The organism is Tichowtungia aerotolerans (assembly GCF_009905215.1).
Lineage (GTDB): Bacteria > Verrucomicrobiota > Kiritimatiellia > Kiritimatiellales > Tichowtungiaceae > Tichowtungia > Tichowtungia aerotolerans.
In genome coordinates, this window is record NZ_CP047593.1 from 284,350 (window position 1) to 308,610 (window position 24,261).

Below are 24,261 nucleotides of genomic sequence, written 5' to 3' on the forward strand. Positions count from 1 at the left end.
CGCTGTTCTGTGACAACGAAACGACTTCTTCTAATCATCATCGCCGGGCGTTTTGTTTTCGGCTCGCTCCTTTCGCGACAGTAAATCTCTGGAAGCCGCCTACAAAAACCATCAAAGCAATGTTCAGGTATAGAGCAGCGGCACGACAATTAAAACTCTTCCAGATGATGAGGCACAGATCGATGCGCTCGAAAAAGACCGGCGCCTCATCCGCCCGGACCGGGCACCCCACTGAGACGATATTTAATCCCCACAACATTTCCAAGGATTGGAACTTTTTCCAATCCCTGAAAATATCTATCGTTCAATAAATAGGAGACCCACCATGAAGAAAATCGTAATTGGCGCAGCAGCACTCGTAACCGCATTCGGAGCGGCGGCACAAACGGAGCCGTTCAACCTGAGCCTTACACCGGACGTGGCTGTGCATGACCGCATTACAGAGATCCGCGGAATCACGCTGAGCCTCTGGGGCGAAAACCCGCAGCACTCCTTCGCTTTGGGGCTGGTTAACGGAACCACCGGCAACAGCGCCGGACTCAGTGTTGGAATCCTGAACTATGCAGACGGATACAAAGGGTTGCAATGGGGAGTGGTCAACCATACGGAAGGTGACTTCACCGGATGGCAGGGAGGTCCGTTTGCCGGATTGCTGGGCAGCGCGGTCAACTATGCCGGCGGAACCATGAAAGGCCTGCAGGTTGGCGGAGTCAACATGACCGGAAACCTCACCGGTCTTCAGGTTGGACTGGTCAATTACACCAAAGGTTCTGGCCCTGGCATCCAGATCGGACTCGTCAACATGATGCCCGAAAACATCTGGTTCGATAATCTGCCCGAAGAACTGGCACCGGCCATGATTCTCGTCAACTGGCGCTTCTAGCCCTCTAACCGCTTAACGAGGCCGGCATGCCCGACGTCCAACCCTCGGAAAAATTTTCAGGTGCAACCTGTTTCCAAGGGTTGGATTTTTTTACATCCAAGGGGACAGTCCTGAATGGCGCTAAGTTAAGGTCTGTTTGCACTGTATTTGCTCTGATGCAGTCAAAAAGGTCAGTCCCGTAATCAAGTAATCCAAGGCCTGCTCCCGTCTCGTCACCCATCAAATTTCAAAATATATTGTTCAGCTTACGTTTTTTTAGACAGCAAATGAGGAATTGTTTAAGAAAATCATCCAATAAAAAGCTGGTATGATTTTGACACGAACAACAAAAAGAAAGCCCCGGGCTTTAGACGATGGCTTTTATTCGGACTGACCAAATCAGTGATTAGCCTTGCCGTGAAGTGGCTGAAAGATGAGGGATGAACTATGACAGAAGAATCATAGAAATTTCAAATCGATCCTGCGGCGGCGTGTGACACGCCTCCCTGCTTGCCTTTTCCGTACAATCCGTGTGTTCCGTGGTTAAATTCTCCGTGCCTCTGAGTTCTCTGTCCGGACCTCGACTGTGAACATGATCCTGTGAATTCAGTTGATCCCGTCAGAAGCCCGAATGCTCCAGCCCAAACCCAATCTTTCCCGGTGAAAGGTTGAAACCTGAGATGAGACCGGTAGGGTAAAGTATATGCACGACACGATTGAGAAACTCGGAAATTCACAGATTCAGCACGGACCGGACAACAACCGCATCTATCTGATGAAACTCGACCCTGCCGATATGCCCGGCATTATCGGCCAGCTCAACGAACTGGCCGCCGAGAAGGGCTACACTAAAATCTTCGCAAAAGTGCCCGGCCCCAGCGCGTCGGCCTTTGTCCGCGAAGGCTACTGCCGCGAAGGAATGATTCCTCATTTCTACAGCGGGAAAACCACGGCAACGTTTCTAGGAAAATTCATCGATCCCATGCGGGAAGCCACCCGGCAGCGCAATAAAATTGAAAACATCATTATCCTCGCGCAGTCCAAAAACGGAACACAGCCCAAACCGCTTCCAGAGGGATATACGATGCGTCCGGCTGTCGAAGCTGACGCAGAAGAACTGGCCGCAGTCTACAAACAGGTCTTTGAGTCCTACCCCTTCCCGATTCACGACCCGGATTATTTAATCAAAACCATGCGAAGCCACGTCTGCTACTTCGTCGCGGAAAAAGACGGAAAAATCGCGGCGGCCGCTTCGGGCGAAATGGATAAAGAAAACCGCAACGCAGAAATGACCGACTTCGCCACCCTGCCCGAACACCTCGGCAACGGTCTGGCCGTTCATCTGCTGAAGTTCATGGAACCGGAAATGCAGAAGCGCGGCATCGCCACGCTCTACACCATCGCCCGCGCCATCTCTCCCGGCATGAACATCACCTTTTCAAAATGCGGCTACACGTTCGGCGGCACGCTGATCAACAACACCCAGATCTCCGGTTCCATCGAAAGCATGAATCTCTGGCACAAAAGCTTCTGATATCCGAATTCCAATGTTTGGAAGCCAAATTGGCCGACGGAACTTCCGGCTATTCGCCGGGGGCGCTGCGCACGCGCAGGAACTGTTTTTCTCCTCCGACCGGAAGCGTCCATTCAACAACATCGCCGGCGTTGGTCCATGTGACGAGGTCTTCAGATTTTTCAACCTGTAACCGCAGGCGGGCGGTAGTTCCTTCGATGCCCAACGCAACCTGCCCAACGGCTACGTCAAGCACGGCGTTGGAGCTGTAAAGGCCATAGGTATCCGGATTATCCCGAATGTAAGAAATAAACGGCGCACTGTCACGGGTCGGCGAAAGACCGTTGTTGAACTCGAACAGGTCATCATAATCGTCCCCATCCGTATTAGCCATCCACGGATTGGCGCCAACGGCCCATTCGTTGGTGTTTTTGAGGCCGTCGCCATCCGGATCGTCGGAGAAGGATGCCAAAAGGTTGGTGGGTGCGGTTGCCGTAAAATAGAGGTTGGTTGCTGACGGACCGGTGGTCGTTCCACCGCTCCAGCCGGTAAAGAGCCAGCCATAATCCGGAACCGCGCGAAGATGGTTCGTTCCGCCATCCGGGAACCAGGCTCCATTGCCCGAATAAGCCATATCGATCGGCTGTACAGCGCCTAGACCTGACACACCCCATGTCACCCAATAGGATGTATCCCACTCCCATGTAAGCGAGGACACCACATTGGTCAGTTTAACCGTGGTCGAATCACCGCTGCCCGATGCCGGAGCAATCCCTATTCCCGAAAAACCGGCGCAGTTAAGCAGAATAGTTCCGTCCTGTTCAAAAACAGGATTTTCGTAAAACGTGCTGTAAACGGATTGATGCCATGAATTGGTTGTGACACCTGCTGTCGCTGAAGGAAACAACTCTCCGTGAGGCGTTGATATGGTCAGGACATAATCCCGGGAATCGACCGTCGCGCTCACCGAGTTGGTGGAGCGCACCGCCAATGCACTGATTGAAATTCCGAGAACCGTAAACAAGATTATTTTTAAATATTTCATCATTCTCTCCTGAATTATTCTCCGCCGCGCACCGGCCAGACATTGACCGTGGATGTTTTTGATCCGTCCTGAATGGCGCCATTGTAGAAGCTGATGGCCAAGGCCCTCCCCGAATCCGGATGGTATGTTGTCGAGGTCCAGAAATAACTGCTGCCGCTGATGGTGGCATTGGAGAACGGGTGGCTTTGCGGCAGCACCGTTTGATCCCCACGCTGACTGTAATCCACGAGGCTTTCCATTTCGCGCACATTGGGCAGGCGCCAGTCGGCGTAGCCACAGAAGTTGAGGTTTTCGCAATACGCCACGGCTTCTGCCCAGGTCATGGCACCGCAGGCGCGCATGGAGCCGAGCCACATCAGGCCGGTTCGGTTGTCATTAACCGTGCCGTTTCCGTTGTCCGAGAACCGCGCACCGGTTTCTTGCGCACCGCTTTGCACGGCACCATCATCCGCCATATGATAGCTGTTGGTCTGGCCGGTGACAGCGACCTGAAGCGGCGCACTCTCATACACATTGGTGCTGACAACAAGATAGTATGCATACTCCGTCTTTGAAGCTTCGAGGGTCTTCCCGGATTCCAGATCAACCTGCCAACCGGTACTGCCGCCTGTGAATCCTCCCGCGCTGGTACTGGTCCAGAGCTTTGCACTGCTTTGAATTCCTGTAAAGGGATGACCCTCCGGCAGGGCGGTGCCCGACTGCCCATAGTCGATCAAGCTAAGCACTTCCCTCACATTGGGCAGTCTCCAGTTATTCTGATTCGCAGCGGTGGCGGCATCTGACCATTGCATCGGGCCCAGGCCGACGGCCCACCATGTAAAACCGGTCAGCTCGTCATAGACAAAATCACCTCCCCCCGTAAACCGTGGAGCAGTAGATTCGACACCGATCCGGCTTGCGCCGTCATCGCCTGACACATAGCTGTTGGTCTGCCCGCTCTGAGCCAGCGCAACCTGAGCCGCCGCCGCGGATGGCACGGACTCCAGAGTGGCCACTCCTCCTCGACAGGTCAGGTAATAAGCGGATTGGGCAAGCTCAACCTCTCCGTCATAGAAGCTCACCGCAAACCCATAGTTGGAATCTTTCGAATATAGAGTGCTGGTCCAGTACCGCGCCGAGGATGACGTCTGCATTCCAACAAACGGATGCCCAGCCGGCATATAGGCGGTCGTATCATAATTGTACAGCGATTCCAGTTCGTTCACGCTGGGGATTCGCCAATCATCATATCCCGCCAGCGCGGAATTCTCAGCCGTCTGCAGCGCAAACCCACGCATCACAGTGCCTCCCGAAGATTGGCGGGACCACATCAGGCCGGTCAGGTGATCGGTCACCGTACCATCGCCATGATCGGTAAAGCGGGGCGACGGCCATGCAGCACCGGCTTGCAGGTCCCCGTCTTCGCCGGCATATGTGGTTCCCTGAGTCTGCCCTGTTCGGGGAACGTCTGCCAAACCCTTCATCGCCGTACGGACCGGAAGGTAATAGTTGCTGTAATAGGTTCCATAATTATAGGTCAGATGCGCATAGGTTGTTCCGGCCGCAAGACTAACCGCATATTTAAAGCTGTAGTTCGGGAGCGTGGTGCTCGTCCAGTACCAGTCATTATAAGGCAGACTGGAAAAAACACTGGACTCAATGGCCGGGTCATGGAGCCCATAGTTACAAAGGCTTCGCATCTCACGAACATTTGGCAGGCGCCAGTCGTCATGTCCGGCCAGCGTCAAACCGTCGCAGTTTTGAAGTGCCGTGTGCCAGTACGCCGACGAAGCGGATTTTGCCCACATCAGACCGGTCAAATTGTCCGTAATCGTCTCGTCCCCATTGTCGGTAAAACGCGGAGATGGCCAGGTTAGTCCGGGTCGCACGTTCCCGTCCTCTTCATCATACATCCCCTGCGTCTGTCCGGTCTGGGGAATGTTAACGATGCCACCTTCATAAGGCGTATATGAGGGCAACCCATTGTCTAGCAGCAAACGGAAGGTCAGCTCATCCACATTCAGGTTCCAGTCCGCACCCGCATCCCAGACAATCGTCTGGTTGGTTCCGCCTTGAACCATTCCCGCACCGGAAAATGCGTCCGCATTCAGGTTGGTTCCGTTGTGGAACACCTCCACCATCGCCATCAGGCTTTCATCTGCCGGTGTTTCAAAGGAAATGGCTACGGTTCTCGTTCCTTCAACCTGCGCCACGGTCATATTCGTAATGGTCGGCAGCAGGCTGACAAAGCGGGCTGTTATGCTTTTGGGTTCACTCATCGTAACAACGGCATCACCGATGCCGATTGCGTCGCCGTCCCAGCCAATAAACTCCCATCCGGCCGCCGGTGTTGCCACGAGGGTTTGAACCGAGTCCGCTGCATAGAAATCGCTGCTCAGGTTGATAGCTCCACCGCCGTCAACCGTCAGCTCAAGGTAGTGATCCACCTCTGCCCAGGTCCACCCCAACGTTGAATCCTCTTCCAGAGTCACCAGCACCTCATTGGTCGTTCCGGATGCAGGAACCGATCCGCTTCCGCTCCAGCCCGAACAAATGTAATGCGTCTGCCCGTCAAAATATGCACTGTCAACCGTGCAGGTAATGATGGTTCCGGAATCATAGACCTCATAACCGGCAGCAGGCGATGGCGTTCCCAGCGCACTTCCAATGGTCAAAGCCGCACGACTGGAATCCGTCCCTTGAGAAACAGTGAATGAATCGAACTGTTTCGTCCCGCCAGTAGTGTCACCAGCCGAGCCACCTTTCAGAAGCACATGGGTGGTGTTCGCCGGCATTTCATCGGCTGTAGCAATGGATACCGGTGTTCCCCCATTGATGGAGTACGTTCCCTCCCCGGTCATCGGATCATAGGTGATGGTTTCATCGAACCACTCCCCCCAAACTGCAGGAGCCAATGATGCGCCGTATCCGAACCCGGCACTTGTATACATCCAGTAGAGCAGCGTATCTCCGCTCTCTGTGCTCAGCACCTCCAGCATGGTCGGAGCACCAGAGGCGGAGACTTTGGTTCGACGCTCAATCGTAATAATTCCCCGGTCACTAACCGGCAGGCGGGTCATATAGGCACCGCCGTCGTTCAACACATCATAACTGATGTTCAGCGTCCCGCCCGATTCCGTCAGAGACGATCCGGCAGAATTGGTACTAAACCCGCCAGAAGACGCCTTGATCGCCGTCCATGCCGACGTATCCAAGCTTTCATCGTTAAAATCGTCATCCAGCAGAACATCATTCCGGAAGGTCGCAGCAACCGTTTTGGGCGCATCCATCGTCAGCGTAACGTTTTCTGTACCGGTGGCATCGCCGCCCCATCCGGCAAACCAGCTGCCGGCATCAGGAGTCGCAATCAAGGTTTGCTCAGAGTCCGGCGCATAAAAACCACTGGAAAGATTCACCGATCCGTTCCCAATTTCAGTGATGTCCAGCCACTGGCCGATGATCTCCCAGTTCCACGTAATCGACGACTCCTGCGTGATCACCACATCGACCGTATTGGTCGTCCCCGAAGATGGAACAGATCCCGTTCCCGTCCATCCGGTGCATTGATAAAGCGTCCCGTTGTTGGTCATCTGATGCCCCACCGAAAGGGTCAGCGATGCGTCTTGCTCATGAACAAAGCTGCCGACGGCCGGATCGGGAGTTCCCTGCTCAGACGCAACACTCAGCAGGAAAAGACTAACCGGATCATCCTGCAATACTTTAAACGAATCAAACTGCTTGGTGTGCCCATAATATGCACCCGAAGCACCGCCCCGCAGATATACATTGCTCGTCCCCGCAGACATCGCCGCTCCCGAGACCAGCACCGGATCACTTCCATTCAACGAGTAGGTTCCGTATCCGGTCGACGGGTCATAGGTAATCACCTCATCAAACCACTCATCCCATACGCCGGTTGCCCGCGCATCATTAAATCCGCCGAACCCAAACCGTGAAACCCCGAATGCATCATAGTTGTAATAGCCCCACGTCAGCAGCGTCTCACCGCTTTCGCTCATCAGGTTCTCAGTCATGTAAGCCATCGCATACTTGGCATGCACCTGTGTACGGCGCTCAAGAACAATCTGCCCCTGATCATCCACCGAAAGGTTCGCACTGCGATAAGCCCCGCCGTTGTCGATGGCGCTGGAATAAAGCCGCATCGCCCCGTTCGTTTCACTCACCGTCAATCCGGCCAAAGATTCATTAAATTCTGTATAGGACGTGGTTTTAATTGCCGTCCATTTGGAAGCATCCAGAGTTCCATCCTCAAAATCATCATCCAGCAGAACGTTCCAGTGCCACGTGATGGACGAATCCTCGGACAGCGTAAAAACCACCTCGTTGGTGGTTCCGGAGGCCGGAACCGATCCCGTGCCCGTCCAGCCGAGACATTTCTCCCCATCGGCCGTGACGCTCTCCACCGAGCAGGTCACAACCGTTCCCACATCATACGCACTGTTTCCAATGCCTGGAACCGGCGAGCCGTAGGCCGAGCTGACCGTCAGCAGTTTGCGGTCGGTTTGCGTAACAGTGAAATCATTAATTGCTTTATAGTCAGTACTGCTCCCTTCAGCGTATGCGCTTCCTCGCAAATATAAATTGGTTGTTCCGGAGGGAAGCGGAATACCCGTAACCGTTGCAGTCCCTTTTGCATTTGAATAAGAGCCCTGTCCGGTGACCGGGTCATAGGTTATAATCTCATTAACCCAAGTGGTATCCCATGTTACAGCCACCAAAGACGGATCATCAAAACCGCCGAATCCATCACGAACAGTGTTGCCATCGTTGTAGTCATGGTAGCCCCAGCGTAACAAAACGGTTCCATCCTCTGCGACAATTTCATCTGGCCTCGAAACCAAAGAGCCACTGCCTCTGGAAATATAGATACTGCGCGTGACAACAATTTCACCTTTACCATCAACCGGAAGCAGTTTGGATTTATAGGCCCCCGCCGCGTTTTGGATAAACAGATACCCTGCGGTCTCAGTCACGGTTCCTCCCGCTGAGGAGTCATCAAAACTTGTGTGTCCTGTGCCTGTGATCAGCGTCCACTTCGACGAGTCAATCGAAGCATCTTCAAAATCATCGGTTAACAGTACGGTATCCGCCTGTGCAATCCATACAACTAAACAAAACAGTCCAATCCATGCCTGCAACAATCGTCTCATAAGCCCTCCTGTTAAAAAGCGGTTAATTTTGCACAACAATTATAACCCGAGCAACATTTTTAATCATATTTATATGATTACCAAGGGTTAACAACGCTCACCCATTATAAAACCTGCAGCAAACATAAATGACAGACAACTCTACCAAACGGGATTATTGACTGTATTTTCTCAAAAATGTAAAAAATAATTATGATAGAGACGGAGCGCAGGACGGTCAAAATCGATGAAAATCGACTTGCGCAATGTATCCCGTCTGCCGAGCGATATCGCACGGTTCAACAGTTCTCTCGGCAGACAACGCAGCCTTTTTCTAAAAGGACTTTCTAAACGGGCGGCAACCGACTTCCCTGCTTTGGGGAGACATCCATTAATGAAAGATCGCCTGGCTCCAATTCTTTCGTGATAAATCAACCAACATCCTGAGAATCTGCGTAGCCTTTGAACAAAGGAGAAGACATGAGACAGCATAAGACCTCCGACCAGGAAGGCGGAACGGCAGGCCCCGAACATGGAAAACCAATTAATGAATCGCTGTTAAGAAATCAGTTGATAAAAAAACAATGTGCGTCACTGCCGTAGCCAGTCTGCTCGCACTCGTTACCGCACAGATAAGAGCGTTTCAAATCGGCTGGCATTCCCGCGACCTGATGCAGGTGGCAGCGGTTGGTCTGATTGTTCTCCTTGCGTTAAACCGCAGGATCGACATCCAGCATAAAGTTCCGTTTCTCATCGCGGCCTTTTCGGTCGCCGGAATCGGCGGAATCGGCACCCTCGGGATGTTTGCCGGAATGGTATTTATTTTCCCAATTTCCGCCGTGATCATGTCGATCTTTTATCCCCTGAAAATCGCTGTGACATTTATTCTCAGCACCCTGCTGTTTTATGGAACCATAGCAACCGGCTTCTGCTCCGGAGCATTGAACCTGCCTCCGGATTGTCTGATGATTAATCCACGGCACTGGGGTGTTTATATCGCCAGCATGATTTTCTTTTTCGTAATTGCCTGTGTTGTCATCTACAGCTACCGGAAAATCATGCAACAGCTGATTAATCAAATCAGCGATCAGCGCGATGAATTAACCGAAGCATTAAAGCAGGTGCGAACACTAACCGGCCTGCTTCCGATCTGCGCCTCATGCAAGAAAGTCCGCAATGACAGCGGCTACTGGGACCAGCTTGAGGATTATATCCAAAACCACTCAGATGCCAAATTCAGCCACGCCATCTGCCCGGACTGTCTGAACAAACTCTATCCGGAGCTTGCAAACGAAGTAAATGTTCTGATGCAGGCGGAACGGCATTGAACAGATAGACCTCAGGAATAAACTCCGGCAACTCAAGCCGTGAAAAAAACGGGAGTTCCGGCAGCCCAGAACCTCCCAAAGAACAAAAAATAAAAAGGGATTTTTCCAAGCCCTGGAAAAATCCCTTCTGAACATCGAAAATCCGATGTTATTTGTTCTGCATCGCTGCGCGGACGCGCAGGCGCAGGGCATTGAGCTTGATGAAGCCGGTAGCATCAGTCTGGTCGTAACCACCCTCTTCATCAAAGCTGACAAGCTCCGGATTGTAGAGGGAGAGGTCTGACTTGCGACCGACCGTGTGCACCGCGCCCTTGAAGAGCTTGAGACGGACATCCCCGGTAACGGTTTCCTGACTCTTCTCGACAGCGGCCTGCAGCATTTCGCGCTCCGGCGCAAACCAGAAACCGTTGTAGACCAGCGTGGCGTATTTCGGAATCAGGCTGTCGCGCAGGTGCATCACTTCGCGATCCATGCAGATGGATTCCATCGCGCGGTGCGCGGCCTGCAGGATGGTGCCGCCGGGGGTTTCATAGATCCCGCGATCCTTCATGCCGGTAAAGCGGTTCTCGACAATGTCGATGCGGCCGATGGCGTGTTCGCAGCCAAGCTCGTTGAGCTTGCGCATCAGCGCGGCCGGCGAAAGTGCTTCGCCGTTGACGGCAACCGGCACTCCTTTTTCGAAGCTGATTTCGATGTATTCTGCTTCGTCTTTGGCCTGCGACAGCGGCTTGGTCATCACCCACATGCTTTCATCGGCTTCGTTCCACGGATCTTCCAGAATGCCGCCTTCGAAGCTGATGTGCAGCAGGTTGCGGTCGGTGCTGTAGGGTTTCTTCGCAGACACCTGACAGGGAATGCCTCTTTTTTCGAGGTAATTGATCATGTCGGTACGGCCCTTGAACGGGAAGTCTTCCGGCATGCGCCACGGGGCAATAATTTTGATGTCCGGCTTGATGGCGTAGGCAGTCAGCTCAAAGCGTACCTGATCGTTGCCTTTACCGGTCGCGCCGTGGCAAATGGCTTCCGCCCCCTCTTCGAGCACGATATCCATCATGCGCTTGGCAATCAGCGGACGGGCAATCGATGTGCCAAGCAGATAGGTGCCTTCATAGATCGCGTTGGCCTGCATCATCGGGAAGATGTAGTCCTTCGCGAACTCTTCTTCGATATTGTCGACAATGCACTTCACTGCGCCGTGCTTGAGTGCCTTTTCCTCAAGACCGTCAAGTTCTTCTTCCTGCCCGACATTCGCGCAGTAGCAGATCACTTCGGCGTTATATTTTTCCTGCAGCCATGTCAGCAGGACCGTGGTGTCCAAACCACCTGAGTAAGCCAATACAACTTTCATTTTTTCAATCTCCTTACAGTCGATTTAAGTCAAAGGTCTTAAAGTCACAGGTCCAAGGTCATTGACTTTCGACCTTAGATATTCTGACTTTTTGACTCTATTAGAACGGGATATCGTCATCGAATTCGCCGGGGGCTTCCGAGTCATCCGGAATCGGCGGGCGGTCATCGGCGGCAGCGGCAGGAGCCGGAGCAGCAGCATCGTCGCCTTCAATTTTCCAACCGACCAGATTGTTGAAATAGCGACCGTTGTATTCACGTCCGCGAATGTCGAAAGACACTTTGATTTCCTGTCCTTCAGACACATTGTCGAGCAGGCTCACCTTGTCCTGCAGAAACTCGAGATTGATATCCTGCGGGTATTTCCCATCTTCAACAGTCACCACCACTTCGCGCTTGGTAAATCCGCTGGCGAAGGTTTGTGAGTCCTGCACCAGTTTCACTTTTCCGGTCAATTCGTATGCCATGCTTTTCTCCTTAAAATTCCAAAGCCCGGAACTATCGGACATGACGCGCCAAATTACAAACCTTCTTGCAATAAACCCGGAATCAGGCGCGTTATCTCAACCTCTGTCCGCAATCACCGTTTCGGAACGACAGATGGCACACAAAAACCCAGAAAGGATACGCCATGAGAAAACAGACGATAATGAAATGGATTGCCGCGATCAGCCTGGCTTTCGGACTGACTGCGACTGCAACTGAAGAAATTAAAGGCAAAGATGTCGTATCCAGAGGAAACATTCAGACGATAATCGGAACCCTGCAGTCCGAAGACGGGACTGAGTTTACACTGGTCACGTCAAAAACAAGTTATGAACTCCACCTCGGGCCGGAAAAGTACCGGAATTCCATGCCGGTCAAACTGAAACCAGGCCAAGACGCAGAAGTTCGCGGATTCGTTTATAAAGAGCACATATCCCCAATCACCATCAAAACAGACGGCTCAACAATCATCCTGCGCGACAAAGAGGGTAAAGCCGTGTGGGCAGGAACTGAATACAGCAGAAAAAACAGACAGAAATAAACCGAAGAAAACCGGAACAGGACACCCCGTTCCGGTTTTGCGCACCGCTTACGTCGAAGCGATGCGATAAGGCTCACAGCGCGGAACAAGCGGAAGCGGAACGCGCACGAGCAATTCAGCATTGGGGCCTTCGTACTTTTCCTCCAGCACAGTGGCAGAGTTTTTCAGCAAAGCCAGCAAACGGCCTTCAGAAAGCGGAACCTCCAGTTTCATCAATTCCTTGTCGCCCTTCAGACAATCGGACAGTTCATCGAGCAGTCCCTCGATGTTTTCGCCGGTCACAGCCGAAACCGCCACCGAACGGCCCAGCGTTCGGGCAAGGCGCTTTGCGGCGCCGGCGCCCTCGTCGGTATCGATCTTGTTCAGCACACAAAGTACCGGCTTTTCTTCTGCACCAATTTCCTGAAGCACCACATTCACCGCATCAATCTGCTGTTCGACCTGCGGATGGGAGCAGTCGATCACATGCAGAACCAGATCGGCCTCGGCCACCTCTTCGAGCGTAGCCTTAAACGACTCAACCAGATTATGCGGCAGTTTTCGGATAAACCCGACCGTGTCGGTAATCAGGCAGGGCTCACGGTTTGGAAGCTCGACCTGACGGGTCGTCGGGTCAAGCGTGGCAAACAGCTGATCTTTGGCATAAATATCAGCTCCGGCCAACCGGTTGAGCAAGGTCGACTTCCCGGCGTTGGTGTAGCCGACGAGCGAAACAAGCGCCCATCCGTGGCGGCGGCGTCCGCGGCGCTGCTCGGCACGACGTGTCCGCACCTGCGTCAGCTCTTTATTGAGTGTACGGATTAAATCCTGAATGCGGCGACGGTCCATTTCGAGCTGGGTTTCTCCCGGCCCTTTCAGTCCGATACCACCTTTCTGGCGCTCCAGATGCGTCCACATGCGGCGGAGGCGTGGAAGCAGATACAAATGCTGGGCCAGCTCAATCTGCAGGCAACCTTCGCGCGTCTGCGCGCGCTGGGCAAAAATATCGAGAATCAGCTGCGTGCGGTCGATCACGCGCACGCCGAGCACACTTTCCAGGTTACGGCCCTGGGCAGGCGTAAGGTCTTCATCAAACACCACCAGATTGGCATCTTCCTCGAGCACTTTCTGCGAAATCTCTTCGGCTTTGCCTTGACCGATAAAATGCCCGGCATGGATTTTCGACTGTTTGCAGAGAATCTGCGAAAGCACCTCGGCGCCCGCGCCAGCGGTCAGCTGCGCGAGTTCGTCGAGCGTATCGCGAACTTCCCACTCTTCGTTCTGCCCGCGCACCCACACACCGACCAGAATGGCCCGTTCAATCTCTTTATTATCTGTTTCAAAGGTTTCACTCATAAGAAGCGGTGATGAAACGTCAGTTCCTGCAACAGTGCAATCCCAATTTCACTTCAGATAAACAGTTCGGAAACTGAGGTGACCGTCCCGATACTCATAAATTCGAAATGAACCCTGGCGACCAAACCGTCCGGAAAGCGGCGGTGCTACAAACAGCGGCACCTCGCCAAGCCGATGAAATTCATCGCGGTGGAAATGCCCGGCAAGCACCGCCTTCACATCATATCGATTCAGCAGATCCACCCATTGGGGGCCAACGTCCCTGCGGCCCCAGCCCGCATGAGCCTTTCCGTTATAAAAGCTGTCCACCGACGGGGTGTGATGAAACACCAGCGTTTCCTGCTCCTCCAGCAAAAGTTCCAGCTCAACCAGAGGATCATACTCCGGAATCACGACCTCTCCGGTCAGCGGCTCCGTATATACAAAAATGCAGCGAATCCCGTTGTATTCTGCTGACGTAATCAGCGGACCGAAAGCATTCGTGTACGCCGCCGTCGTTTCAGCGATGTTCTCCTCCAGAATATCGTGATTACCCGGCAGGAAATGTACCGGGACCTTCAGCGGCTCAAGGGTTTGGAAAACACGCTCCACCGTTTTGGAATCCGTGATGCAGTCATTCACGATATCGCCGGTCAGAACAACAAACGCGATATCCATCGGCAGTGCGGTGATCTGCTCTACGGCCGCGCGCCCGCGCTCAAAATGGTCATCCTGCCCGAAATGTGTATCCGTGAGCTGCACAAAGAAGAACGGCTCGCCGGCGAACACCCCAAGCGCCGCGAACAGAACAAACAGTATAGCTCCTGCCCTTTTCATGCTTTGGTTATACGCCCAGCAACGGCACCGCTCCATCTTTTTCCCAAACCCTGAAAACTTCCTCCGCCAGTTTTTCCAGAGTTTGGAATGTTCGGGTTTCAACCCACTCAACATTGAGCTGGTGGCGGAACCAGGTCATCTGGCGCTTGGCGAGCTGGCGGGTTCGAATGATGGTCTTCTCTCTGGCCTGTGCTTCGGTCATTTCGTTTCTCAAAACGGCAAAAGCTTCTGCATAGCCGATGGCGTGCTGCGCCGTAGAGGAAAGTTCAAGGGGAATCAGGCCCCGCGCCTCTTCGATGAGGCCTTCGGCGTACATTTGATCGACCCGCTCTGCGATTCGTTTGTGCAATACGTCACGCTCGACATGCAGCCCGACGACGGCAGGAAGCTCTTTTGTCCAGCAGGCTGAGTCTGCACCCTTCTTTTTTCCAAGGGTTGGAACTGTTTCGAGCAAACGAACCAAACGTCTTGGATTCTCTTTATCCGAAAGGGCCTGATAGGCCTCGGGCGCAGCGTTCTGCGCTTCGGCCTGAAGTTCGGCAAGGCTCATTTTTTCGGCGCGCGCCCGGAGTTTTTCGTCGGCGGCGGGCAGATCGTCGAGGCCTGCGAGCAGGCATTTTACATAGAGCCCCGTCCCTCCTGCCACCATCGCAGGTTTTTCCAAACATTGGGAAAACGCCGGTTTGACGGCATTGAGCCAGTCGCCAACACTGAAAGATTCGGTGGGATCAGCGAGATCAATTCCATAATACGGAACCACGCCGCGCTCGGCGGCGGGCGGCTTGGCGGTTCCGATGTCCATACCGCGATAGATGTTCATGGAATCCGCAGAAACGAGGGCTGCATCGGTCTGTTCGGCCAGGCGCTGCGCCACAGAGCTTTTGCCGGAAGCGGTCGGACCGACAAGTACGAACGCGCTGGGACGATCAGCTGTCATTTTTCAACGGATGACTTTTGTGCCAGAGGGAAGAAAGCAGGTACAGGCCGACTGCAACGCAGATCGCGGAGTCGGCGACGTTGAAGGACGGCCAATGATGTGTGCCGATATGGAAATCGAGGAAATCCGTGACCCAACCGAGCTTGATGCGGTCGATAAGGTTTCCGAGGATGCCGCCGAGCATCAGACCAAGCGCGATGCGGTGGTCGAGCGTCGGATTGAGCACCCGGCGATGGAACACCGCCAGCAGAATCAGAACAACGGCTGAGAGCAGAATCAGGATCGCCTGCTGCCCGCCGAGCATTCCCCACGCCGCGCCGGGGTTCCGGACGTAGACGAGATTGAAAAAGCCGGGGATCATCTCCTGCGGCGGAGCGCCGCAGACGAAGGTGGAGCGGACCCATACTTTCGAGAACTGATCAATCAAAACGATTATCAGGCACAAAAGAATGGGGAGCATGAAACGATCCTTTCGGGATTAACCGTGCATGGTTCCGCCAAACGGGCGGAAACGGGCGCGGCCCTGCTCGAGCTGAGACTGGGCCTCAACCGTGTAGCGCACGTACGGCAGCGCTTCCAGACGGGCTCTCGGAATCTCTTCCTCAGTCAATTCACAGATTCCGAAGGTTCCCTTTTCAATGCGGCGCAGGGCGGCATCGATTTCGAACAGAACTTCCTGCTCTGATCCCATCATGTTGAGTTCCATCTCGCGGTCAAAAGTGTCCGTTCCCTGGTCAGAGAGCGACGGATCGCGCTGGTTGGCCGCCATGTTGTCGCGAGACAAAGAGCTGTATTCGCCGGAAACCCGCTCACGCAGGGTCAGCAGAAGATCTTTAAATTCCGCGAGCTCTTTGGCCTTAAAAATCTTGCGCGGCGTAACCTCTTTGGCCTCAATGGCATCAATCGGAATACGCTTTACCTTCTTCACGGGAGCCGCCTTGCTCGCCGGAGCCTTTGAGGAGACCGTCTTCTTCGCAGCCGTTTTTTTCTTTGAAACTTTTTTCTCAGCCATTCTGAAAATCCTTTTATCTGAGCGGGTTCGCCAAGCGGAATCTAAAAAATGAGGGGAGCTTTTATCACTTCGGTGCCGGCATGTCAACCGGCTTCCCGCTTATTATCCGGAGTTGGATTTGTCACAAAATTTCGGCTGGATGCCGCCAGACAGTCTGGTAAATTCTCAAAAGGAGTAAAGCACCCCGCTTTACAAAAACCCTGTTAGCGTGAGCCTCATTCAATGATCTGGATAACTTTTGCAGCCATTGCCGCCATAATTATTTTTGCGGGCACCCGGCTTTCCAGGCTGGCTGAAGAACTGGCCGAGGCTTTTCATATCTCCAGCTCCACCGTCGGACTATTGCTGGTCAGTGTGATTACCAGCCTTCCGGAACTGTCGACATCGCTGGGAGCAGTTCTCAAAGTCGGGCGGCCGGACCTGGCGGTCGGAAACACTCTGGGAAGCGACCTGTTCAATCTGATGATTATTGCCCTCTGTGACCTGCTGTTCCGTAAAAAAGGCATTCTCCGGCAGACAACCCATCATCTGAAGACCCTTCTGTATTATTTCATCATGATCAGCGCGGTTCTGCTGACTCTGACTCTGCCGAACAGCATCCATATTCTGGGAATGCATTTCAATCTCGGCAGCCTGCTGATTGTTGCGCTGTATCTGTTCCTGTTTGTGCGCACGCACCGCGGGGAACAGAACCGATTCGCGGAAACCGCCCCAGAACCGGTTCACTCTGATGCCGGAAAAATCATTCTGCAGTTTGCGGTCATGTCGGTCATCATTGTTCTGGCCGGAACCACGCTGGCCAAACTGGGCGATCGGATTGCTGAGCAGACCGGACTGGAGCAGAGCTTTGTGGGATCGCTGTTCCTGGCGCTGGCGACCTCGCTGCCGGAACTGACCGTCAGCATTTCTGCCGTGCGCATGGGAGCGTATGACCTGATGGTAGGAAACATTATCGGCTCAAACATGTTCAACGTCTTTGTCTGCGCAATCTCCGATCTGGCATACAGCAAAGAGGCGTTTCACATTCCGAGCAATCTGAACCCAAACCTTCTTTTTCTCGGAGCATGCATTCTGGCCACCGTGTGCACGGCTGCCATCAGCTCGCGCCTGCATAAGAAAGCAAAAAAAGTTGCGTGGGAATCCGTCCTGACCCTGCTTCTTTACATCATCGGGCTGTACGCACTCTACCGCGGATAATCTCAGCCGAGCACCTGATGCAGCACCTTGGCCATCATCTCTTTTTTGATCGGCTTGGTGACGTATTCATTCATTCCGGCAGCAATGCATTTTTCACGATCACCGGCCATTGCGTGCGCAGTCATGGCAATAATTGGAAGCGTTGCCGCCCGGTTATTCATCTTTCGGATCTCCGCGGCCGCAGTATACCCGTCCATAACCGGCATCTGGCAGTCCAGCAGAATCACATCGAACTCCGGATCCTCCTGCAGTTTTTCCAGCGTCTGCTGTCCATCCGAAACCACCTCCACCGTGGCACCGAATGACGTCAGCATTTTTTTCGCCACCAACTGATTCACATAGTTGTCCTCGGCCAAAAGAATACGCGCGGAAATGTCCAGAGGAATGGATTCCACACGATTTTCTTCCGGAAGATCCTGATTATAAAGCTTCAGATCCACCACAAAATAGAATGTCGTTCCCTGACCGGGCTCACTGTTCAGACCAATCCGCCCGCCCATCATTTCGATCAGCTGTTTTGAAATCGACAGGCCCAGGCCGGTTCCGCCGTATTTGCGTGTGGTTGACAAGTCCGCCTGAGTAAACTTATTGAAAATCAGCTGCTGCTGTTCTTCAGAGATTCCGACCCCCGTATCCCGCACGCTGACTCGAATTTTAACGGAATCGGCCGACTGTTCTGCTTTTTTAACATCCACAAACACGCCGCCGTCATTCGTAAATTTAATGGAATTGCCAACCAGATTGGTCAACACCTGCCGGATACGGACTTCATCCCCAACGAGGTATGACGGCAGATCCTCCGGATAGCAGCACTCCAGCTTCAATCCCTTGGCCACAGCATCGGGAAGAAACATTTCCCGAACGGTTTCAACAACCTTCTTCAGATGGAACGGCCGCTGCTCAATCTTCAGATGCCCGGCCTCAATTTTTGAAAAATCGAGAATATCGTTAATAATCGTCAACAAAGACTGTGCCGAATGCTGAATCGTCTCGGCCGATCGCCGCTGTTCGTTGTTCAAATCGGTTTCAACCAGAATATCCGTCATTCCGATCACACCGTTCATCGGCGTGCGCAGCTCATGGCTCATATTGGCCAGAAATTCACTCTTTGCACGGTTGGCGACTTCAGCAGCTTCTTTGGCCTTCAGAAGATCCCGCGTGCGCTCTTCAACCCGCTGCTCCAGCCGGGATTTGGAACGATCCAGATCATCAATCAGTTTTTTGATCGAGCAGCGCATCGAGTCCATCTGCTGCGCCAGCCTTCCGATCTCATTCAGCCGGCTGATCGGCACATTCTCATCCAACTTTCCCTGAGCAATCTCTCCAGCCGATTTTGAAAGTGCGGCAACCGGGCAGGCAATCAACCGATGCGTCAGCATGAACGTGGCGACCGATAAACTAACGACCACAATCACGGTGATAACAATAATTGTAAACACCTGCTGACCAAGTTCTTCCCAGACATTTCGATTGGATGCAACCAACCGGATCTCGGCCAGACTCTCCTCGCCCAGCGGCATCACGCGGATACCCTCCAGAAAATGGCTTTCGGCAACCTCCTGGCGATGAACCACCCAGCCGAACCCGTGAAGCACCTCATTATACTCAAACTCAGGGTTCGCGGGATCTCCAATTGAAATTCCCGCAAAAACAATATCGCGAACATCCAGCAGGAAGCGCAGGAAATGCCGAACTGTCGTCTCGTCCCGATTGACCACAGACTGCTCCAAAGCGAGCTCCGTCAGCGAAAGCATTTCTTCCATATTGCTGCGGATTTCATGCTCAACGACCGTCTTTTCGCGGGCAATCAGTGCACCAGCCACAAAGAAAAGAACGGCACTGACCACAACAGTCAGTGTGGCAGGAAGCACAAACGCCAGACTTCTGAAAAATGACGCTGTGGACTTTTCGAGGTTGCTCATAGGGGATAAAGGATAAAGACGCACCTGAAAAAAAACAATCGGCTTCCCCCGTTTTTATCCGCTCTCCTGCTCGTCCCGGAAGAAACGACTTTCTTTTTCTATTGTCCGTTAAGCCGACCATGATAGATTCCTGCCTTTCACACTTTCGGAGAAATACAGATGGCAAAGAAAAAAAGCGCATATGCACAGGCCGGCGTCGACATTGACGTCATGATGGATTCACTTAAACGGATCAAAAAGAACGTTAAATCCACCAACACCAAAGGTGTCGTCAGCGAAATCGGTTCGTTTGGCGGACTCTTTCAGTCGCCCGGCAAAGAATCCCTGCTCGTTGCCAGCGCCGATGGTGTCGGCACCAAGCTGAAAGTCGCTCACATGGCCGGCAAGCACAACACCGTCGGCCAGTGCCTCATCAACCACTGTACCAACGACATCCTCGTACAGGGCGCCATCCCGCTCTTCTTCCTCGACTACCTCGGAGCCGCTGCGCTCGAACCGAAAGTCTTCGAAGCCGTCGTTGCCGGACTCTCCAAAGCCTGCCGCGAAAACAGCTGCGCCCTGCTCGGCGGCGAAACCGCCGAAATGCCCGGCCTCTACCCGAAAGGCGAATACGACCTCGTCGGCACCATCGTCGGACAGGTTGAGAAGAAAAAAGTCATCACCGGTGCCAGCATCCGCAAAGGCGACGTACTGATCGGCCTGCCCTCCACCGGACTGCACACCAACGGCTATTCGCTCGCCCGCAAAGTCATCTTCCAGAAAGCAAAGAAAAAGCTCTCCGACCTCGTGCCGGGAACCAAAACCACCTTTGAAAAAGCCCTGCTCGCCGTCCACAAAAGCTATCTCAAGCCGGTTGTCGCTCTGATGAGCAAGATCAAGGTGCACGGCATGGCGCACATCACCGGCGGAGGCCTCGTGGACAACGTTCCGCGCATCCTGCCGGACAACGTCGACGCCGTCTTCGACCGCTCCACCTGGAAAACACCCGCCCTCTTCGAATTCATTGAAGAAGCCGGCAAAGTGGATCACGAAGAAATGTACCGCGTCTTCAACATGGGAATCGGCTACGTCATCTTCGTCCGCGCCAAAGACGCCGACGCCGCCATGGAAATCCTCAAGAAGGAAAAAGCCCGTCCGAAAATCATCGGACGCGTTGAAGCCGGCGAAGGCAAATCCCGCCTGATCAACTAAAGTACGGCGCAAACTCCGGCGGCAGATCCCGCCCGCAAACTCCCGTGATTTCATCCGAGAAATCGCGGGAGTTTAAAGTATTCCAGTAAAGTACCGTTTGGCCGTCCAGCATTCCTGCGCGCAGATCGTGCAGCAGCGCCGCCGCCGTCTTGCCGGTGTAGGTGTTTTCCAAAACAACATTTTCCAGGTTTTGGAAAACGTCCACAGCCCCACGGCCTTCCGGCGTCGCAATGCCATATCCGTCGCCGAAAAACTCATCACGGATTGTAATGTCCTCCAAAGCAACCCGCTCCTGAATCTCCAGCTTTTCGCACAGTTCATCGCACAACGCTTTGATATGTGATTCGTCGCGAAACGCTCGTTCCACCACACGAATCGCTTCAATGCGCGGCTTGAAATCTGTCAGAAGAAACCCGACCTGCAGTCCGGCCACCGTGCCGCCGGTCCCCATTGGAACATAAATGACATCCGGCTGCATTTGCGCCGCCAGTTCCAGCGCCGCATTCACAAACCCAAGCGCACCAACCGCATTGGTTCCACCGGCCGGAATAATGGTCGGCTCAACTCCGTCGCGCTCTTTGCAGCGCTCAACAATTTGGCGCGTCGCCTCCGGGAACTCGTTAAAATCAGAACAGAGATGCAGTTCGGCACCGACCGCCTGCCCCATGCGCAGGTTTTTGCGGACATGATCCGTCGGCTCCTGCGGAGCAAGAATGGAGATGGCATTCAGCCCGAGCTGCCGGCAACAGATCGCCGTCGCCAGCGCGTGGTTCGACCCCGCCGCTCCATACGTGATGACTGTCTTGCGCCCCTGATCCAGCGCTTCTCCCAGCAAAAACTCCAGCTTGCGAACCTTGTTGCCGCCATAAACCGGACCGCTGAGATCATCGCGTTTCATAAACAACCGATCATGCCCAACCGTTTTTTCAATGACTGGAAGTTCCACCACCGGCGTCGGCAGCTCCGCCAGTGCCGCTCTCGAAAACCGGCTGAAGAGATCATTCATCTGTTCGTTTTATCAAACATCCGCCGGTAACAACAGTGCCATTTCCAATGGTCTGGAAAACAATTGCGTTGATACACAGCCCCAGTCTATCATCCCGCAACAATCCGGAGTTTGAGGTCTACCGTTATGAGCAAAAAAAACCGATTACCCCATCCGAAGCGGAAGCCCGGCCTGGCTCCGGGCTCTCTGGTGATTGATCCGTCATGGCCGAAACCGGCCATTCGCGTGATTGCCTACGGGCCGGACAAAGTGGAAGAGAAACCAATTGGGAATCTAACCGAGCTAAATGAGTATCTCGGAAAATGGCCGGTTACATGGATTAATGTGAACGGACTGGGTGATGAATCGATCCTGCGACAGCTCGGCAGCATGTTCGACCTGCATCTGCTGGCCCTTGAAGATGTTGTAAACCTGAGACAGCGGTCCAAGGTGGATGATTATGAAACCACGCTTTATACAGCCATGCGCATGCTTTCTCTGAATGAAGAGCGTCTGTCCGGAGAGCAGGTCAGCTTCTTTCTGGGGAAAAATTTTGTCCTGACATTTCAGGAGGTTGAAGGCGACTGCCTCGATCCGGTACGCGATCGGATTCGCAATCATGCGGGACGCATCCGCGGTGCGGGCCCGGACTATCTGCTGTATGCGCTGATTGATGCCATTGTGGATGCTTATTTCCCGGTGCTTGAAGCCTACGATCTTCGCCTCGAAGAACTGGAAGATGACGTACTCGGCAAGCCGGACAACTCCACCCGGAACCGATTGTTTAATATTAAACACGACCTCACCCGCCTGAGGCGCACGCTCTGGCCTGTGCGGGAAATGACCGGAGCGCTGGCTCATTCGGAATCACGGCTGATTACAGAGTCGACGCTGCCTTACCTGCGGGACTGCCAGGACCACGCGGTCCAGCTGCTGGAGCTGGCGGAGTCCTACCGTGAAACCGGATCGAGTCTGATGGATTTTTACCTGTCGAGCATCAGCAACCGCATGAATGAAATCATGAAAGTGCTGACGATCATCGCCACCATCTTTATTCCGCTGACCTTTATTGCCGGAATCTACGGAATGAACTTTGAAAACATGCCGGAACTGCACGTCCACAACGGTTATTTTATTGCGCTTGGCGTGATGACGGTTCTCGGACTCGCCATGTTTGCCTGGTTTGTACACAAAGGCTGGCTGTCATCGCCCCGACGGCGTAAGGATCCGTAGAGTTCCAAACCGAGGAAAAAGAAAAAGGCCGTCCGATTACGGACGGCCTCTGTTTTTCCAAACATTGGCAGGCAACTGCGTTGCGGCACCTATGCTTTCTTGAAGCAGAGCGTAGCGTTGTGTCCACCAAAGCCCAGCGAGTTGGACAGTGCAACGTTGATATCCACTTTCCGCGCTTCATTGGGGACGTAGTCGAGATCGCAGTCCGGGTCGGGCGTGGTGTAGTTGATGGTCGGCGGAATGATTCCGTCGCGAATGGCCAGTGCACAGATAGCGGTTTCCACGCCGCCGGCGGCGCCGAGCATATGGCCGGTCATCCCTTTGGTTGAGCTGACAGCCACTTTGTAAGCCAGTTCTTCGCCAAGCGCTTTTTTGATAGCGAGCGTTTCGCCTTTGTCATTGAGCGGGGTGCTGGTTCCGTGAGCGTTGATGTAGTCGATGTCTGCAGCGGTGAGGCCGGCGTCTTCGTAGGCAAGGCGCATGCCGCGGGCGGCCTGATCGGCTGCGGCGTCGGGAGCGGTGATGTGGTAGGCATCGCCGGTGCGGCCGTATCCAGCCAGTTCACAGTAAATTTTTGCACCGCGCTTGATGGCGTGTTCTTTTTCTTCAAGGACAACAATTCCGGAGCCTTCGGACATCACAAAGCCGTCGCGGTCCAGATCAAACGGACGGGAGGCGCCTTTCGGGTCGTCGTTGCGGCGGCTGGTGGCGCGCAGGGCGGCAAATCCGCCGACTCCGAGCATGGCAACGGATGCTTCCGCGCCACCGGCGACCATAACATCGGCATCGCCGTACTGGATGATACGCATGGCTTCGCCAATAGAGTGGGTTCCGGAAGCACAGGCGCTGGTTACACAGAAATTGGGGCCTTTAAAGCCGTATTTGATCGACACATATCCGGAAAGGATGTTGGTGATCATCTGCGGGATGAGCTGGGGAGAGATGCGGCGAGGTCCACCTTCAATGGCACGGATACATTGGTTCTGCATAAACTGCATGCCGCCGATCCCGGAACTGGCAATCACGCCGACGCGCTCAAGATCCGTTTCTTCCGGATTCAGTCCGGAATCTTCGACGGCCATAATCGAGGCGGCCAGTCCGTAGACGGAAAAGGGATCCATTTTCCGGAGTTCTTTTTTATCAATGAATTGTTCCGTGTCTAAATCGCGGATTTCCCCAGCGATTTGAACAGGATACTGGTCGATATCAGGCATGGACTGAACCCGGTCAATTCCGGACACTCCGTTTTTAATGCCGTCCCAAAACTTGTCGATTCCACTCGCAACCGGCGAGACCACTCCCAGTCCGGTTATAACAACAGTACGACCACTCATAATTCACCTCCGAAAACTGATATAAAAAAGCCGGGAACCCGATGAAAG

At 53.7% G+C, this 24,261-nt stretch carries 19 protein-coding genes; 7 read left to right on the forward strand and 12 right to left on the reverse strand.

The annotated features are described in order from the left end of the window. The first annotated feature begins 325 nt into the window (after positions 1 to 325). Positions 326 to 883, forward strand: a complete 558-nt coding sequence (locus tag GT409_RS01110) for an LA_2272 family surface repeat-containing protein (protein ID WP_160626141.1) — start codon at positions 326 to 328, stop codon at positions 881 to 883. Between the two features lie 682 nt (positions 884 to 1,565). Further along, a complete protein-coding gene (ablB, locus tag GT409_RS01115; RefSeq protein ID WP_160626142.1) occupies positions 1,566 to 2,396 on the forward strand; it encodes a putative beta-lysine N-acetyltransferase in 831 nt (276 codons plus the stop codon). Positions 2,397 to 2,445: 49 nt separating this feature from the next. On the opposite strand, the gene GT409_RS01120 is transcribed toward ablB, so the two are convergent. Together GT409_RS01120 and GT409_RS01125 are read right to left on the reverse strand one after the other, a co-directional pair. Then, positions 2,446 to 3,423, reverse strand: coding sequence for an InlB B-repeat-containing protein (locus GT409_RS01120; RefSeq protein ID WP_160626143.1), 978 nt, complete (start codon positions 3,421 to 3,423; stop codon positions 2,446 to 2,448). Positions 3,424 to 3,434: 11 nt separating this feature from the next. After that, positions 3,435 to 8,570 carry an Lcl domain-containing protein gene (locus GT409_RS01125; RefSeq protein ID WP_160626144.1) on the reverse strand — a complete coding sequence of 1,712 codons (5,136 nt, stop codon included), beginning with the start codon at positions 8,568 to 8,570 and terminating at the stop codon, positions 3,435 to 3,437. Positions 8,571 to 9,133: 563 nt separating this feature from the next. Here GT409_RS01125 and GT409_RS01130 point away from each other — a divergent pair. Then, positions 9,134 to 9,877 (forward strand): hypothetical protein, encoded by a 744-nt coding sequence (locus GT409_RS01130; RefSeq protein ID WP_160626145.1) that lies wholly within the window; start codon positions 9,134 to 9,136, stop codon positions 9,875 to 9,877. Positions 9,878 to 10,025: 148 nt separating this feature from the next. On the opposite strand, the gene GT409_RS01135 is transcribed toward GT409_RS01130, so the two are convergent. Both GT409_RS01135 and GT409_RS01140 read right to left on the reverse strand, forming a co-directional pair. Continuing rightward, a complete protein-coding gene (locus GT409_RS01135; RefSeq protein ID WP_233231635.1) occupies positions 10,026 to 11,234 on the reverse strand; it encodes an argininosuccinate synthase in 1,209 nt (402 codons plus the stop codon). Positions 11,235 to 11,325: 91 nt separating this feature from the next. Beyond that, on the reverse strand, positions 11,326 to 11,691 hold the full coding sequence (locus tag GT409_RS01140; RefSeq protein ID WP_160626147.1) for a DUF3127 domain-containing protein: 366 nt from the start codon (positions 11,689 to 11,691) through the stop codon (positions 11,326 to 11,328). A gap of 164 nt (positions 11,692 to 11,855) precedes the next feature. Between GT409_RS01140 and GT409_RS01145 the strand changes: the two genes are divergently transcribed. Next, entirely contained in the window at positions 11,856 to 12,251 is a 396-nt protein-coding gene (locus tag GT409_RS01145; protein WP_160626148.1) for a hypothetical protein, read from the forward strand. 48 nt (positions 12,252 to 12,299) lie between these two features. On the opposite strand, the gene hflX is transcribed toward GT409_RS01145, so the two are convergent. Genes hflX through GT409_RS01170 form a run of 5 tightly spaced genes read right to left on the reverse strand, consistent with a single transcriptional unit; the run spans position 12,300 to position 16,351 of the window. Continuing rightward, entirely contained in the window at positions 12,300 to 13,586 is a 1,287-nt protein-coding gene (hflX, locus tag GT409_RS01150) for a GTPase HflX (protein ID WP_160626149.1), read from the reverse strand. 48 nt (positions 13,587 to 13,634) lie between these two features. Further along, complete coding sequence (locus tag GT409_RS01155) at positions 13,635 to 14,402, reverse strand: metallophosphoesterase family protein (protein ID WP_160626150.1); 768 nt, start codon at positions 14,400 to 14,402, stop codon at positions 13,635 to 13,637. A 7-nt stretch (positions 14,403 to 14,409) separates the two neighbouring features. Next, positions 14,410 to 15,339: a tRNA (adenosine(37)-N6)-dimethylallyltransferase MiaA gene (gene miaA, locus GT409_RS01160; RefSeq protein WP_160626151.1), complete on the reverse strand. Its 930-nt coding sequence runs from the start codon at positions 15,337 to 15,339 to the stop codon at positions 14,410 to 14,412. Then, positions 15,329 to 15,799, reverse strand: a complete 471-nt coding sequence (gene lspA, locus GT409_RS01165) for a signal peptidase II (RefSeq protein ID WP_160626152.1) — start codon at positions 15,797 to 15,799, stop codon at positions 15,329 to 15,331. Before lspA ends, miaA begins: the two co-directional genes overlap by 11 nt. A gap of 18 nt (positions 15,800 to 15,817) precedes the next feature. Further along, on the reverse strand, positions 15,818 to 16,351 hold the full coding sequence (locus tag GT409_RS01170; protein ID WP_160626153.1) for a TraR/DksA family transcriptional regulator: 534 nt from the start codon (positions 16,349 to 16,351) through the stop codon (positions 15,818 to 15,820). 222 nt (positions 16,352 to 16,573) lie between these two features. On the opposite strand from GT409_RS01170, the gene GT409_RS01175 reads away from it, so the two are divergent. Continuing rightward, on the forward strand, positions 16,574 to 17,548 hold the full coding sequence (locus GT409_RS01175; protein WP_160626154.1) for a sodium:calcium antiporter: 975 nt from the start codon (positions 16,574 to 16,576) through the stop codon (positions 17,546 to 17,548). Positions 17,549 to 17,550: 2 nt separating this feature from the next. On the opposite strand, the gene GT409_RS01180 is transcribed toward GT409_RS01175, so the two are convergent. Continuing rightward, positions 17,551 to 19,419: an ATP-binding protein gene (locus tag GT409_RS01180; protein ID WP_160626155.1), complete on the reverse strand. Its 1,869-nt coding sequence runs from the start codon at positions 19,417 to 19,419 to the stop codon at positions 17,551 to 17,553. Between the two features lie 210 nt (positions 19,420 to 19,629). On the opposite strand from GT409_RS01180, the gene purM reads away from it, so the two are divergent. Next, positions 19,630 to 20,661, forward strand: a complete 1,032-nt coding sequence (gene purM, locus GT409_RS01185; RefSeq protein WP_160626156.1) for a phosphoribosylformylglycinamidine cyclo-ligase — start codon at positions 19,630 to 19,632, stop codon at positions 20,659 to 20,661. On the opposite strand, the gene GT409_RS01190 is transcribed toward purM, so the two are convergent. Next, complete coding sequence (locus tag GT409_RS01190) at positions 20,654 to 21,667, reverse strand: 1-aminocyclopropane-1-carboxylate deaminase/D-cysteine desulfhydrase (RefSeq protein WP_160626157.1); 1,014 nt, start codon at positions 21,665 to 21,667, stop codon at positions 20,654 to 20,656. The two genes, purM and GT409_RS01190, sit on opposite strands and share 8 nt — an antisense overlap. A 126-nt stretch (positions 21,668 to 21,793) precedes the next feature. On the opposite strand from GT409_RS01190, the gene corA reads away from it, so the two are divergent. After that, positions 21,794 to 22,879 (forward strand): magnesium/cobalt transporter CorA, encoded by a 1,086-nt coding sequence (corA, locus tag GT409_RS01195; protein ID WP_160626158.1) that lies wholly within the window; start codon positions 21,794 to 21,796, stop codon positions 22,877 to 22,879. 89 nt (positions 22,880 to 22,968) lie between these two features. Here corA and fabF read toward each other — a convergent pair whose 3' ends face one another. After that, a complete protein-coding gene (fabF, locus tag GT409_RS01200) occupies positions 22,969 to 24,213 on the reverse strand; it encodes a beta-ketoacyl-ACP synthase II (protein WP_160626159.1) in 1,245 nt (414 codons plus the stop codon). Positions 24,214 to 24,261 lie beyond the last annotated feature (48 nt).

Coding starts and splice junctions, on each gene's coding strand:
- GT409_RS01110 (WP_160626141.1), top strand. CDS start 326: ATGAAGAAAATCGTAATTGGCGCAGCAGCACTCGTAACCGCATTCGGA.
- ablB (WP_160626142.1), top strand. CDS start 1,566: ATGCACGACACGATTGAGAAACTCGGAAATTCACAGATTCAGCACGGA.
- GT409_RS01120 (WP_160626143.1), bottom strand. CDS start 3,423: ATGATGAAATATTTAAAAATAATCTTGTTTACGGTTCTCGGAATTTCA.
- GT409_RS01125 (WP_160626144.1), bottom strand. CDS start 8,570: ATGAGACGATTGTTGCAGGCATGGATTGGACTGTTTTGTTTAGTTGTA.
- GT409_RS01130 (WP_160626145.1), top strand. CDS start 9,134: ATGTGCGTCACTGCCGTAGCCAGTCTGCTCGCACTCGTTACCGCACAG.
- GT409_RS01140 (WP_160626147.1), bottom strand. CDS start 11,691: ATGGCATACGAATTGACCGGAAAAGTGAAACTGGTGCAGGACTCACAA.
- GT409_RS01145 (WP_160626148.1), top strand. CDS start 11,856: ATGAGAAAACAGACGATAATGAAATGGATTGCCGCGATCAGCCTGGCT.
- hflX (WP_160626149.1), bottom strand. CDS start 13,586: ATGAGTGAAACCTTTGAAACAGATAATAAAGAGATTGAACGGGCCATT.
- GT409_RS01155 (WP_160626150.1), bottom strand. CDS start 14,402: ATGAAAAGGGCAGGAGCTATACTGTTTGTTCTGTTCGCGGCGCTTGGG.
- miaA (WP_160626151.1), bottom strand. CDS start 15,339: ATGACAGCTGATCGTCCCAGCGCGTTCGTACTTGTCGGTCCGACCGCT.
- lspA (WP_160626152.1), bottom strand. CDS start 15,799: ATGCTCCCCATTCTTTTGTGCCTGATAATCGTTTTGATTGATCAGTTC.
- GT409_RS01170 (WP_160626153.1), bottom strand. CDS start 16,351: ATGGCTGAGAAAAAAGTTTCAAAGAAAAAAACGGCTGCGAAGAAGACG.
- GT409_RS01175 (WP_160626154.1), top strand. CDS start 16,574: ATGATCTGGATAACTTTTGCAGCCATTGCCGCCATAATTATTTTTGCG.
- purM (WP_160626156.1), top strand. CDS start 19,630: ATGGCAAAGAAAAAAAGCGCATATGCACAGGCCGGCGTCGACATTGAC.
- GT409_RS01190 (WP_160626157.1), bottom strand. CDS start 21,667: ATGAATGATCTCTTCAGCCGGTTTTCGAGAGCGGCACTGGCGGAGCTG.
- corA (WP_160626158.1), top strand. CDS start 21,794: ATGAGCAAAAAAAACCGATTACCCCATCCGAAGCGGAAGCCCGGCCTG.
- fabF (WP_160626159.1), bottom strand. CDS start 24,213: ATGAGTGGTCGTACTGTTGTTATAACCGGACTGGGAGTGGTCTCGCCG.